The sequence below is a fragment of the Rhodospirillum sp. A1_3_36 genome, assembly GCF_047263945.1.
Classification (GTDB): domain Bacteria; phylum Pseudomonadota; class Alphaproteobacteria; order Rhodospirillales; family Rhodospirillaceae; genus Rhodospirillum.
In genome coordinates, this window is the sequence record NZ_JBLAVB010000011.1 from 1 (window position 1) to 12,973 (window position 12,973).

Below are 12,973 nucleotides of genomic sequence, written 5' to 3' on the forward strand. Positions count from 1 at the left end.
CGCCCTCCGAACAGTTCGATCCGCGTCACCACCGGACGGATTTCGGGCAGTTCAATATGATCGTAGCGATGACGGCACCGCTGTCCCTCCACTGAAGCCGTCGTCCCACAATGGGGGCAGACCTCAGCGACACAGCGTTCCGTTTGGTCAGGATTGTCACTCAAGGCCCGGGCGACACCGGGGCGCGAAGGGCGGGGCTTCTTCTGGGCGCCTGCCTTATCGTCTTTCCGGTTTTTCCGGCCAGGACCATCCTGGGACGGCGGGGTATGGGAGTTCGATGAGGTCTTCTTCGGCTTCTTGAGCGCCGCTTCAAGTTCCGTCACCCGGGCCGATAAATGCTCAATCAGCACCGCCTGCTCAAGCAGCAAGGCGTCTTTCTCCGCTTCGCTAAGTCGATATGTCCGGGGCGTTTTCATACAAAGGTTGAATCACAACCCAGGCCGTCAGCCAACCGATTTCGCCAACCCCGTGAGCAATTACGTTTCGGGAATTGACACTGTCAATCAACAAGAAACTAGATGGGATTTCTGAGGACTTGAAATTAATCGGTGATCGATCTCCACCATCTCAACACGATCCAGTTTTTGACTTTGCAATGTCGACATGGTGGCTCAGTGTTGATCAAATAACCTATGCGATCAAACTTGCTGGTGGAGATTTGTGGCAAGGCTTAAGAAATGTCCGCCACATAACAACATGCTCTGGAGATTTTCTTTATGATCTTCATGCGAGCCATAACTTAAATAGAATTTCTCAAGCTCTATTAGATGCGAGTGCCAAAACAAACGCACGTGCATTGATTTAAAAACACTCACAACATCACGGTGAGAATCCTCGGTCATAGGGATTGCCGGAACGACGGCGGTGGGGCCTCGGATGATTCGGTGTCCGTTCTTTGGCGTGCTCCCGTTCCTTGGTGTCCTGATCCTTGCGGCGCTCCATCTCTCGCAGATAGTCAGCGACTTCCCGGGTCTGGATACGGCGATCCTGAGTGTGTTTGCGACGCAAAGCGACAATCCGCTCTTGCAGGGCTTGGCGCTCTTTCATCTGGGTGACCACCAGCCCATCCCGCTCTTCACGATCCCGGGTCAGGTGCTCCCACCGTTCCTGTTCATTCTGCTTACGGATAGCGGCAGTTGTTCCGGTCAGACGATCCCACAGACCCCGCAGCCCTTTGCGGAAGCGGTTGGCCCGGACCTGTTGCTCCTCTTGCCACCGTGTCGCCTGATCCTGCGTGAGGGTGGCTCGCTCTTCACGATGACGGCGTATCATGGCAGCCCGCTCATCGGTGAGCGGGCGTTGCTGGGCGGCATGATGTTGGTCCGCCTCGTTCATGAAGTGGTGGAGCTTGTCCGTGACCAATCCCTTGATCCGCTCCCGTGTCTCATGGACCGAGGGCAGAGATTCCGAATCACCGATCCGTGCCCGGACCTCCTTGGTCCGTAGGCCCGTCCATCGGGGAATGGCGAACACCTCGCCATGAATATTGAGGGTGACCACGCCCCGCCGATCCCCACGGGCCAGAAAGTACCCCCGGTCCAGCAGGGCCGTTGCAAAGGACTTGGCATCGTCCGAGCGTTGCCATGCCTCGATAAAGCTCTGCTTGATCTCCCGGGGATCGAGCTTGAGCCGTTTGGCCTGTTGCCATTCGGCCAGCGAGAAGTTCAACGGGCTCTTACCCCCATCCCGGCGGAGACCATCGGGCAAGGTCCAGTCATGCTCCAGATACAGATCACGGGACAGACTGGTCAGCTCCTCCTTGAAGAAGGACAGGTTGATCGCCGTCATGGTGGCGGGATCAATTCTGGACCAGACGACATGCGCATGGCGCCGTCCTTCCTTCTCGTGAAAGACCAGAACACGGGGCTGGTTTGTGAGGCCAAGTTTCTGTTCAGCTCGATCCGCCGCTTTGCGGAAATCCTCTTCGCCCGCTATCACCTCTTTGGGCGGGTTCAGGCTCAGCGAAAACAGAAACTGTTTGCACTTGGTGCCCTTGGCAATCGCATGGGCCTCGGTCAGGGCGCCGAGCAGATCGTTTGCGACAAAGCCCCGCACCTCATGCACGGTGACATGATCGTTGTCCCGCTCATTAAGCAGATGCAGCGCCAATTGCTTGGCGCCGCTGCGTTGGGAGCCCTTGAGGATCATGATTCGCTCCCGGAGCTCCGGTTAAAGCGGGCGGCAAGGGAGTCGTCTTCCCCGATCCCCTCCACCTGAACGCCAAGCGCTTGCAGGAGAAGCAAGCGCATCACCAGAACATCCCGGCAAGCCGCATCCATCCTATCGGCTGCGTCCTGATCGGGAGACACACCATGCCGCAGATCATGGGCCAGGGAGGCCAGATGCTCGGCAATGCCACTGGAGCCGAGAGTCGCCAGCACTTCGGCCAGGGCCGTTTGATCCTTGAGCGGAGATCGGAGCGCACGGCGTTTGCGCTCCCCGGCATCCTGAAACAGCACGCCCTTGATATAGGTGCCGAGCGCCACGCTTCCGGCCCGGCGTTCCAGGCTTGAGCGTTCCTCGCCCGTCAAGCGGATGGTGAATGGCGTCGTCTTCTCCCGCACCGGGTGGCTCGTGCGGGTCATGGCCGAGGCCCCCGGATCAGCGGATGACGGTCCAATCCCTCCGCCCGGAGGATCAAATCCCAGTCCTCCAAAACCGCCAACAGAGCGTTCACATCATCTCCGTCCCAGTCCACCATTTTCCATATCTCGCGGCAGGTCGCTTCGCGACCGCCTCCGATGGGGCGGGCTTCGCCCGGCGGCCGGTCGGCCGCTTGTCTCGGGTTCGGACGGTGTCCGATCCCCTCCACAATTTTCCCTCTCTGAAGGCAGGCGCTCACCGCCACTTGGTGCTTCAGACAGGCAAGGTAGGCGTGCTCTCCGAGGTCCGGATCACACCCTTGTGGAACCGGAGGCGCCTAATTTTGGCCTCCCACTCTCCGGTTCTGCCTTCCGTTCAAAACAAATACCTTACCCTGACGCACCCTGCCCCATGCATTTGGTCCGGACGCCGGTTCAGCATCTCGGATGGTGGGTCTGCACTGTGCGGTGTCGTATTCTGCAGCCAACCACACTACAGCGGGAAGGCAAAGCGAGGCCCCGTCTTTTCGTCCACCACTTCTGGTCTAGCGGCCTCAACAACCCCATCCCAGCCTCCGCCCAGGGCCTTGGCCAGAGCGATATGATCCGCAGCAATGGCCGCCTCGGACTGAAGAACCGCGTCCTGCGCCGAATACAAGGAGCGTTCGGCATCAAGCACGTCCAGAAAACTCGCCGTTCCCGCCTGATAAAGCTCCCGGGACAGAATTGCGGAATCCCCATAGGCCGCCGCAACCTGTCGCAGGCTTTCAAGGCGGGAGGTTTCCCGGGACAGGGCGACAAGGGCGTTTTCCACGTCCTCCAGAGCCGTCAGAACGGCCTGTCGATAGGCGACCAAGGCTTGGTCGCGCTGGGCTTCCGCCTCTGTCACCGCCGCCGCCAACGCCCCCTGATTGAACAGGGGCAGACTGATGGAAGGGCCAATAGCCCAACTGAGGGAAGACGCAGAAAACAAATCCCCCGCCCGGACAGCGGAAGTCGAAAGATTGCCCGTCAGACTGACGCTGGGGTAGCGGCCCGCTTCCGCAGCGCCGATTGCTGCCGTTGCCTTGGCCAATTCCCGCTCCGCCTTCTGAACCGTGGGGTGGACGGACAGGACCTCGGCGGGAATGCCCGCTGGCAATGGCTCCTTGGGCATGGGAATGGGCCGGGGTTCGGTCAGGGTCACAATCAAGGCTTCGGGGTCCTTGCCCAACAGAACCGCCAAGCGGTGTGCCGCCTTGGCGAAATCCGTTTCGTGGGCCAAGGCATCGGCCTCGGCGCTAATCGCCGCCGCCTCCGCCTTGCGCAGATCCACAGCAGTCGAGGACCCCGCCTGAACCAGGATCCGCGTCAGATCCGCAGTCCGACCCTGTGCCACCGAAGTGTCCCGCGAGAGGGCCAGTCGGGCCTGGGCTTCCCGGGCATCCACATAAGATTGCACCACGTCACCAATCAAGGTCAACAAAGTGGCGCGCAGGTCCCACTCTGCCGCTTCAGCCGTGCGATCTGCGCCCTCCACCGCGCGGCGGTTGGCCCCGAAAAGGTCCAATTCCCAACTGCTTTGAAGCCCCAGGGAAAAGCTGGTCGTCGACGGCGCAGTACCCGTTTTGGCCTTGGAAAGCCCCCCTGTCCCTCCACCGGAGGGCCAAAGTCCGCCAACGGCCTTGTCCCGTGCCGCCCGAGCCTCGCGAATCCGAGCCTTGGCCAAGGCTACGTCCAGATTTCCCTCCACTGCCTGACTCACCAGATCGTCCAACAGGGGATCCCCCATGCGAGTCCACCAGACAGCCAAAGCCTCCCGAGCAATCGTTGCAGACGCGTCGGACACCGAATGAACAGGTGCCGGGGCATTTTGGTCATTGGCCCAAAGACTGGGAATGCTCACCTGGGGCGTTTCATACTCGGGTCCTACGGCACAGCCCGCGAGCAGCATCACCGCGATCGCCGATCCCAAAAGGGCTCTCTTCTTCGTCATGACACCCTTTCCGGCCTCCACTCCTGATACCGCAGAGCGATTAAATCCACCCATCATCGTGCCTTTTGACTTGTTTTGGAAACCAATGAGTTTCAACATCTTTGGAAGAGACAGGTCTGTCAATTGGCGACCAATTACAACAGCGTCATGATTGGAGATGCCCCATGGATCAACGGAATGCACCCGACGGTTTTCGTCCAAAGACCACATCTGGTACCGTAAACGATCCTCCTGAGCGTGCCAAACGGGGACGGCCCAAGGCCCTGAGCGATGCCACAAGGCGGGCGGCGATCCTGGCCAAAGCCAGGGAGATATTCCTCGACCGAGGGTACGCGGGCACCACCACCGACCGGGTCGCAGATGCCTGCGGAATGTCCAAGCGGACCATATACCGTCTCTTCTCCAGCAAAGCTGATCTCTTTTCCGCGCTCGTAGCCGACCATCGACGCACCATGCTCGCCTTGCCGATGGAGCAAAATCAGGAGGACCTTCCACTTGATGAAGCCCTGGCCGTCATTTTCCGTCTGGATATCGATGCGGAGGAGGAACGCCGCCGCATGGCCTTTGTTCGCATCACCATGACGGAGTCTCCCCGCCATCCGGAAATCGGCGAGGCCCTTCACCGCCACGGTATCGGCGAAGCCCGACGTCTCCTGGCGGATTGGATGGTCGACCAACGCGCCAGAGGTCGGCTTCATGTGGAAAACACCGCAGGGGCAGCACGGATGCTGATGGACATGATGTTCGGCGCCCCACCGCTAAGACCGGGTTCGCCGGACCACGAAGAAAGCCATGCCGAGCGGATTGCCCACCAGGAATACTGTATCCGCCTGTTCCTCTCCGGAGCAATGCCGCGATCGAATTTGTCCCCAATCTTGCCCGGCACCTTGGCCGACCACCGGAACCGCGCCTTGAGATGATGGAGATATTGCCTGAAGTATTCCAAGGCCAAGTTGGGTCAAGAAGCACAGTGCACAGCAGTGGGTATGTCCAGTCACGAGGCTTTGCCCCATCCCCCACTGGGGCCCAGACCCCGGGCATGTATTGGCCGAAAGGCCCCAGACCCCGCGCTAAAAAAAGGGGGGTTTGGGGGCATTGGCCCCCAAATGGGCTTGGGCAATCGCCCAAAAAAGACGAGACACTGTCGTTGTACCATGGCCAAGAAGGGACCCAACTTGATCTCGGAGCACTCTAGACTGAAAGGGTATCCGCTTGGGGCAAGTTGAACTTCCGGCAGTGCGCGGCGTAGATGGGTGCAAGCTCCCGCTCTCCGATCAGGTTCCCTGGTTCGTCGCGATAGGTCAGAGTGTGGGAAAGGACTTCTCCCTGCCACAACCGTTCAATGGCTTGGCGTTCCGGGGTCGTCCGGAAAGCGGTGATAAACTGGTTCACCGCCCGCAACAGGCTCCAGGACGACGCTTCGGCGGCCACCGCCGCCGCATAATAGTAGGGGTGGGGCAACAGGCCACCAACCACCTCCAACCGCTTGTACCAGGGGCTTTCCGGGTTGGTTGCGGCCCAATGGAAGATGGGCCGATCCACTGCAAAAGCGTCCACGGCGCCATCGGCCAAAGCATCATGGAGCCGGGTCTGATCGCTGAACGCGATCAAATTCGCCACACGGGCCACCCCTCCGGGTTTGTTCTCATTGCCGACCCAACGGAGTCCTTGGGCTTCCAACACGGTGAAGGCCGCCGGGTCGTTGATAATCCCCAAAACCTTGCCATCCAAGTCCGCAAGGCGCCGAATGGCCGTATTTCCAGCCCGGCGACAGAGGGAAAAATCCAGGTAGGTATACGTTTCCGAATAGGCAATTCCTTGGAAGAAGGAACTGGGCGGCAAACCGCTCCAGACGATGTCGGCTGTCGGCTCCCCCGGTTTCCGTCCGACAAACAGCAACTCCGTCAGAAGGTCCCAGGAGTACTCCACAAATTCGCATTCCACCCCCAGCCAGTTAGCAAAAGCCCGGGCGTAATCGGCGTCGAGACCGCGCAGGGGATCTCCCGGCTTTAAGCGGAAAGATAACCCGGTGAAGGCCGGTTCTACCGCAACCCGGATCTTGCCCCGGGCCTTGATCGCGGCCAGCCGGTCATAAGCAGGATCGTCATGGATATGGTTGGCCCGGAGAAACTGCCCCAGCCGCGCCTCGGAGGCTGTCTCGCTCTTGAGGCAATCTTCCACAGAGCGGGTGACATTCAGAGCCCGAATGACCTTTTCACTGGTCCGTGATGACGCCCCCTTGCTGGCGTCGAGCAGTTCGAATACCACCTTGTTATGGTTACCAAGGCTTTCCAGGTGGTCCGACATCTGGGAAAACCGGGTTTGCAGGGCTCCCAGCGAGCCTTCAATATCACGTCCCAAGGTGTCGAGGTCGGTGCCGACCGTCCCAATTGTGTCGAGCAGAGCACGGGTGACGCCAGACAGGTCGATCAAATCCACCGCCTCGGTGGTCCGCCGCATAGTGCTTTGGGCCAAGGCGCCAACTTCCTTGGCGACGACGGCGAATCCTCGCCCATGCTCTCCAGCGCGGGCAGCCTCGATGGCAGCATTCAGAGCGAGGAGCTTGATCCCCTTCCCGATGTCCTCGATCGCGCCCAAAACCTTGACCGCCCCTTCGGCTTTGGCCTGCAGCTCAGCATTGATCCGCTCCAGATTAATGCGGATAGACTCGGTCTTGGCTTCCACAGAAGCGCGAGTGGCCTCCTGAATCTCGCTTGCTGTCCGGGTGCTGGTCTCGATGTTCCGCTGGGTCTCCACCAAGCCAGCCCGCAAATTGGCCGAGCGGGCATCGATCTCCTGCATCAGGCTATCCTGGCTCTCCCCCTGGGTCTTGGCAAAGCGCAGCAGGTGTCCGGTATGTGCAAGGGACGCCGAAATGCCCCGTGACAAATCTTCCCCTCCCCTTTCGTGGTGAGACGACTCGCGGGAACTGAGGGGTGAAAAGGGTGCGCCCAGGTCGCCAATCATGGAATCGATACCATCCATTTGTCTATACCCTTACCAAGAGGGAAGACGTCTCTCCAGAAATTTTTTTTATCATTGAGAAAGAGACTAGAGGGCGGACGCCAGGGATTCAAGCCGATCCGAGCGGTAAAAACAGACAAATTCAATCAGGTTATTGTGACGGCGACGGGAGCGCAACGGGACCCGCTTGAGTCAAGCTGGTCCCTTTGCGCTCTCATTCTAGTGATTTTAGAGTGCCTTCGGGCATGGTCTCCTGGAGACCATGCCGCTCCAATCAGTTCAGCGTGCTCAGGCCTTCACTTTTCAACCGATCCCGATAGCTGGACAGGAACGAGCGGAAGCTATCGGCTTGAGCCACCTTTTCATTGACCTTGCGGTAATCGGGAACACCCCGCTCTCCGGGAGAGGTAATCAGATCGAAGGCTTCGTAGACATCGGTTCCCTTCATGCCGTCCAGGTAGCGGCGGCGTAACAAGGCGGCCTGGGCGTCGTCCCCGGCCAGGGTCAAAGCCGTGGCCCAGTCCAGAACGCGTGACGCACTCTCGTTGGACAGGGTTTGCCCCCGCTCTGGCGGATCAACCAATTCGCTGATCGCACTGGCCGCCATGGGCCAGTTCTGGGCCTTCCAATAGATTTCCGCCCGCAGAATCCGCGCATCCTTGCTGTCGTCGCCTTCCAGCTTCGAGATGGCCTCGTTGGGTTTGTTCAAATCTGCCAATGCCCGAGCCTCCAAGTGGTCTCGATGGCGTTGAAGCTCCTTGGGCAGATCGTCGGCGCTGGTTGCTTGAAGGGCCTTCAAGGCCAGTTCCGGCTGTCCATTCAGCAATCGCACCAAACCCAACCGGGCCCCTACCCGGGACCGTTCCTCGCCCACATCAGTCAAGCGGGTCTCGATCTGGCGGTCCAATAGGGTGGCAGCCTGCTCCAGAAGGTCCACTTTGGCCAGCCGGTCGGCCAGCTTGCGAATCATCTCGTCACCCTTCTCGCCAGCCGGTGTCAGTTCACGGAATTCGTCGTACAGGGCGATGGCCGTGATCGGCGACAGCTCGTCGGCTTTCCCATTCAGATAGAGGTCCTCGAAAATCCGATACATCTCGTCGGTGACCTCGGCCACTTCCGGTCGATTTTCGAAATAAGTCGCGGCCAATTTGAGCATCCGCAGGGACGCACCGTAGTCCTTCGCATCCAGGTACAATTGAGCCAAACGTCGCAACAGGGAGAATTCAAAATCATCCCCCCGCCAGGAGAAGCGCAGGCGCTCCAACCCGTTGATCAGGCCATCCAAGGGCAGCCGGTCGAGTTGGTATTCCAACTCCAGCCGAGCCCGCTTGGCGAAGGGGGTCCATTTGATAGAATTGAAGGATTCGGCCGTATTGTAGGCTTCCAGTGCATCATCATAGGCACCGGTGGATTCCCGCAGCTTGCCCTCCAGATAGGCTAATTCCGCCTTTTGGTGAATGGTGTTGCTGGGCAGAGTGGCCGCTTCGAGGAAATTATGGGCAGAGAGGTCATTGGCTGCGGCGATCGCCGCCTCTGCCCCAATCAGAGCCAGGGGCACCCGCAGACTGTCCGGATAGTCATTTATGATGCCACCTGCGGCCTCCAGTACTCCGGCCTGAACCTCCGGACTCCCCAATTGGGCCTGGGCTGCGGCCCGCCAGAAGGCGGCCTCGTCCACGTCGGACAGGCTGGGATGGGACAGGTCGTTCACGGCTTCGGTATAGCGCCCCATCAACATGTTCGATCCGCCCCGAATAGCCCGGAACGTGGGACGGTTCTCGTATTCCGTCGCACCGGAATAGAGAATGGTGCGCAGCACGCCCAAAGCTTCGGCCGCATAGCCGTTGGCGAAGAGGAACCGAGCCAATCCAAGGCGGGCGTCGTTGCGCCGACTGGTTGGCGCCAGAGTCACCGCCTCCATCATCTGGTCCCGACGCTCAGAGAAGGGTATATTCGGATCCCCCTTCCAACTGGCGATATCGAAGATGGAGGACAACTCCCCATCGCCCAGGCGGGCCAGGGCTTCCATGCCCTGGGCATCCCGGGACAGGCGCAGTCCGCCTTCGGCCGTGATCTCCACACCCTGGCGGCTGGAGCGCACGGTGACCCCCTCGCTCAGCGGTTCCACCACCACGCCCTGGGCCGTCACCGGCAGGTTCACATCCGGGTAAGACCGGGTGGGATAAATGCCCATGCCCAAGGGAATGACGGGCACGACAATCAGCGTATCCCCCACTTCCGGATCCCGGAACGTGACCACACTCCCCCCTTCCGCCACGGGCAGGTACAGGCGCGGGCCTATGGGAGACCGCGGCTGGGGAGTGACATTGATGGGGATCTTCGGACGCAAGGGTTGTCGCTGTAGATCCATGATCCACAGCAATCCTTCCCGGCGGAAACTGGGATTGAAAGCGGGATCGACGATAAACCGAACCGCCGTGGCGCCGGGGCCAATGTCCACCTGTTCGGCGAATTTCACGGCATCGCCACCGGTCACCCGCAGGGCCCGAATATCCGCTTCCTGGTACCGGTCAAAAACCACCCAGAGGTAGCCCGCACGACGGAAAGCCGCCGCCGCAGTGGGCCGATCCCAGGAAAATGACAGCGTATAAAGAGCCTCGTCCGGCGGCAGGGGAACCGTGGCACCCTCCCGCGCCCGGGCATCCATCAGCATCTCCACGCCAGGCACGGGGCTTTGAGCTTTGGTCTCGCCGGCGCCGATAACCGAAGGTGGCTTGGCTTGCGGGCTCGGTCGCGGGCTCGCAGGTGGAACCCCCGTTCCGGTTTCACCATCGCGGGTCGCCTGAAGGGGTGCAGGGACGGCCTCCTGGGGCGGCGGCGGATCAGCGGAGGCTGACGGTTCCCTCGGCTCGGCCGCGCGACGCGGGGGAGGCAAGGGAACGGCCCCCTGTTCGTCTTGGGCCAGAGTCCCGGTGTCCGTCGGTCGCTGCGCCGCTGTTTCTGCGGGTCGCTGCGCCGCTGTTTCTGCGGGTCGCTGCGCTCCGGGAACATCAGGCTCCACCGGGAGCGGTGGTCCGCTGCGGGACGGTGGGGGAGGAGGAACCGGAGGGGCGGATTGTTTGGCTTCTGCCGTCGCTTTGGAGCCCGTCTTGGCGGGTGCCTCAGGACGTGCCACGGTCTGCGCCGCACCTCTATCAGTCGGGTAGACCAAATCTACGGCAACGCTGTTTCCGCTGCGGAAATGGCGGAAGGATCCCCCCGGCGGCACCGGTAAGGTCACCACAAGGCCATTGGCACTCGATTTCGCCGCAGCCCCTTTCATGCCATCGGGCAGATCGGCATTCAATGGACCAAGGTTGATGCGTCCCGGAGCCTTAAAGCGAATTCCAACCTTGTCCCGCCCCCCATCCACCGTATAGGGGACTTCCCTTGGCCAGTCGAAGACCACCCGAAAATACCCGTCATGCTCGCCACTGCGAACGCCAACCCTGGGCGAGGAGGCTGAGGGCTTGGGCTTGGGCAGAGTGCTTTGGGTGATCGCCGCTCCCGGTGGATCCAACAGATCAAGAACCACATCGTCCCCGATCGTCATGGCACGCAAGCGATAGTCACCCTTTAACGGAAAGGTTGCAACCATCCGGTTGGAACTGACCCGGGCACCGGAGAGATAGCGGTCCAGGGCTTGGGGCACGTTACTCAAGTCAGCGTTCATGGGGCGGTCGAATTGGACCATCAACGCGCCGCCCAGGATATCGGCGGTATAGGTGACGGGGCCGGGAAAGTCGAAAACCAACCGCCCATATCCGTCGTGCTGGCCCGCTCGCACTTCCTGCGCCCCAGCGGTGCGCATCGGGAGAAGACCAACGCCCAGAAAAAGGCAAAAGATCACAGCCAAATAGACCGGTGAATGGCGGATGGTGCGCGTCATTGGCTTGTGGCCTCGCCGGTCACCAACAGGACCAATCCCTTGTCGGCGGGCTTTAGGGCCGGTCTCACTTGGGCAACCATGGTTCGGCTGAATCCGGCCTGGCGGAGACGATCCGCCGCAGCGCTCGCTTGTGCCAAAGCCTCAGCCCAGGCCGCGCTCCCTTTGGTCAGAGCACTGGGGTCCCGCTGTGCAACCATCAACACCCGGTTGTCCAAACGGTCCATGAACATGGCAAGTGCGGCCAACCCTTCTTTGTCCCCCTTGTCCGTGAACAGGGAATCCGGTGGCGTCAAAAACACATTGTCCCCATGGAGAGTCACGGTCACATCCCGCAGAGGTTTCACCCGGTCCAACCCATCGCGCAACACCGCCGCCAAATACTCGGCAGGCGCCCCGCGCCCCGGTTCAAACCCGGCGATATTATGTGTCGCCCGGGCCGTTTCCTTCTGCCTGTCCAAGGGCATCTCCGCGCGGGTGGGAAGGATTGCGGCCACCTTTTCCACCAAATCCCGGTCAAGGGACGACATGGAGAACAGCATCACGAAAAAGGCCAGAAGCAAAAGCACCAAGTCCGCGAAAGTGACCAGCCATATCCCCATGGCCGAATCCCGGGAGGAGGCGGTTCCCGCGGTCACGGCTTGGATATCAGCCAAACGGGTGTCCGGATCAATCATCGTCCACCCTTCCCCTCTTCCAAGGCTTTCCTCTCATCCCGCCAGTCCTCTCCGGTCTGCCCCTCGCCCTCAGGCAAAACCCGAAAGGACAGGACAATCAGACCGATAGGTCCCGGCACCAAGCCGATGCCCAGGGCGTCCGGAGGCGCCCCTCGCCCCATAAACAGGGCGCCCAAGGCCGCCGCCCGACGTTGTTCCAGGCTGGTCGGTCCGGGCAACATCGCATTGCTCGCACCACCGGTGCTCAGGGACACGTCCATATGGCGGCGCACCCCTGCGGGCGCACTCGACAGGGCTGCGACAAGTCGATCCACGAAAGAAAACTGGCCGAGTCGAAAGTCCGCGCTGTTCTCTCGGAACAGGGCGTCTCCCCGTAAGGTGACTTCCAAAACGGACCCACCGGTCATTTCTTGAATCTTCGCAGCAGGGATGGCCGCTTGAAAAAGACTGCCCAACTCGGTGAAAAACTGGCGAGCCGCTCCCAAAAGTAGGCCCGATTGGCTGGGAAAAACAAGGTCCTGGGGGATTCCCTTGGGACCGGAAAAGGTGGACCAAAGACTATCGACCACGGCACGGGTCCGATTTTCCTCGAAGGTCGATACACTAATCAGGGCAATAAAAAAGGCGAGGAGCACCAGATATAACGACAGGAACAGGGAGCGTGACCCGCCAAGCCCCGCCTGCTCTTCACCATCCCGATGCATCCCGTCCATGTTCACCTGCGTCCCCTTTTCGGAGATGGGACAGGGTCGAAAAGCCAAAAAATACAGAATTGTCGCGTCACGAAATACCCAACCTCATTCTTTCGCACCACCCGTCAGTCGGGCAGGTGTCCTTCCGAAGGGTACCGGCACTGGCTAAACGGAAGATTAATCTAACTTATTTTTCC

The 12,973-nt window shown here is 60.4% G+C and carries 9 protein-coding genes and 1 pseudogene; 2 read left to right on the forward strand and 8 right to left on the reverse strand.

Annotated features, from left to right (window positions below; all coding sequences use genetic code 11):
• Positions 1 to 416: pseudogene (locus ACLIRY_RS19175) on the reverse strand (IS66 family transposase); the annotation flags it as partial.
• A 119-nt stretch (positions 417 to 535) separates the two neighbouring features.
• Between ACLIRY_RS19175 and ACLIRY_RS19180 the strand changes: the two are divergent.
• A complete protein-coding gene (locus tag ACLIRY_RS19180; protein WP_413207034.1) occupies positions 536 to 805 on the forward strand; it encodes a hypothetical protein in 270 nt (89 codons plus the stop codon).
• A gap of 14 nt (positions 806 to 819) precedes the next feature.
• Here ACLIRY_RS19180 and ACLIRY_RS19185 read toward each other — a convergent pair whose 3' ends face one another.
• From ACLIRY_RS19185 to ACLIRY_RS19195, 3 genes are all read right to left on the reverse strand, one after another.
• The gene (locus tag ACLIRY_RS19185) at positions 820 to 2,148 is read right to left on the reverse strand and encodes a relaxase/mobilization nuclease domain-containing protein (RefSeq protein ID WP_413207035.1); all 1,329 of its coding nucleotides are present in this window, start codon (positions 2,146 to 2,148) and stop codon (positions 820 to 822) included.
• Positions 2,145 to 2,585 (reverse strand): hypothetical protein, encoded by a 441-nt coding sequence (locus ACLIRY_RS19190; RefSeq protein WP_413207036.1) that lies wholly within the window; start codon positions 2,583 to 2,585, stop codon positions 2,145 to 2,147. Before ACLIRY_RS19190 ends, ACLIRY_RS19185 begins: the two co-directional genes overlap by 4 nt.
• Before the next feature lie 490 nt (positions 2,586 to 3,075).
• Complete coding sequence (locus ACLIRY_RS19195) at positions 3,076 to 4,557, reverse strand: efflux transporter outer membrane subunit (protein WP_413207037.1); 1,482 nt, start codon at positions 4,555 to 4,557, stop codon at positions 3,076 to 3,078.
• Between the two features lie 164 nt (positions 4,558 to 4,721).
• On the opposite strand from ACLIRY_RS19195, the gene ACLIRY_RS19200 reads away from it, so the two are divergent.
• Positions 4,722 to 5,477 (forward strand): TetR/AcrR family transcriptional regulator, encoded by a 756-nt coding sequence (locus tag ACLIRY_RS19200; protein WP_413207038.1) that lies wholly within the window; start codon positions 4,722 to 4,724, stop codon positions 5,475 to 5,477.
• 271 nt (positions 5,478 to 5,748) lie between these two features.
• Here the strand turns inward: ACLIRY_RS19200 and ACLIRY_RS19205 are convergent, their stop codons facing one another.
• The 4 genes from ACLIRY_RS19205 to ACLIRY_RS19220 form a co-directional block, all read right to left on the reverse strand.
• Positions 5,749 to 7,542 (reverse strand): methyl-accepting chemotaxis protein, encoded by a 1,794-nt coding sequence (locus ACLIRY_RS19205; RefSeq protein ID WP_413207039.1) that lies wholly within the window; start codon positions 7,540 to 7,542, stop codon positions 5,749 to 5,751.
• Between the two features lie 253 nt (positions 7,543 to 7,795).
• Positions 7,796 to 11,410 carry a tetratricopeptide repeat protein gene (locus ACLIRY_RS19210; protein WP_413207040.1) on the reverse strand — a complete coding sequence of 1,205 codons (3,615 nt, stop codon included), beginning with the start codon at positions 11,408 to 11,410 and terminating at the stop codon, positions 7,796 to 7,798.
• Entirely contained in the window at positions 11,407 to 12,084 is a 678-nt protein-coding gene (locus ACLIRY_RS19215; RefSeq protein ID WP_413207041.1) for a flagellar motor protein MotB, read from the reverse strand. Before ACLIRY_RS19215 ends, ACLIRY_RS19210 begins: the two co-directional genes overlap by 4 nt.
• Positions 12,081 to 12,803 (reverse strand): hypothetical protein, encoded by a 723-nt coding sequence (locus ACLIRY_RS19220; RefSeq protein WP_413207042.1) that lies wholly within the window; start codon positions 12,801 to 12,803, stop codon positions 12,081 to 12,083. The genes ACLIRY_RS19215 and ACLIRY_RS19220 overlap by 4 nt, the downstream gene beginning before the upstream one ends.
• Positions 12,804 to 12,973 lie beyond the last annotated feature (170 nt).

Bases quoted from the DNA above. Each gene is read 5' to 3' on its own strand.
- ACLIRY_RS19210 (WP_413207040.1), bottom strand. From the start codon at position 11,410: ATGACGCGCACCATCCGCCATTCACCGGTCTATTTGGCTGTGATCTTT.
- ACLIRY_RS19185 (WP_413207035.1), bottom strand. From the start codon at position 2,148: ATGATCCTCAAGGGCTCCCAACGCAGCGGCGCCAAGCAATTGGCGCTG.
- ACLIRY_RS19205 (WP_413207039.1), bottom strand. From the start codon at position 7,542: ATGGATGGTATCGATTCCATGATTGGCGACCTGGGCGCACCCTTTTCA.
- ACLIRY_RS19200 (WP_413207038.1), top strand. From the start codon at position 4,722: ATGGATCAACGGAATGCACCCGACGGTTTTCGTCCAAAGACCACATCT.
- ACLIRY_RS19190 (WP_413207036.1), bottom strand. From the start codon at position 2,585: ATGACCCGCACGAGCCACCCGGTGCGGGAGAAGACGACGCCATTCACC.
- ACLIRY_RS19215 (WP_413207041.1), bottom strand. From the start codon at position 12,084: ATGATTGATCCGGACACCCGTTTGGCTGATATCCAAGCCGTGACCGCG.
- ACLIRY_RS19195 (WP_413207037.1), bottom strand. From the start codon at position 4,557: ATGACGAAGAAGAGAGCCCTTTTGGGATCGGCGATCGCGGTGATGCTG.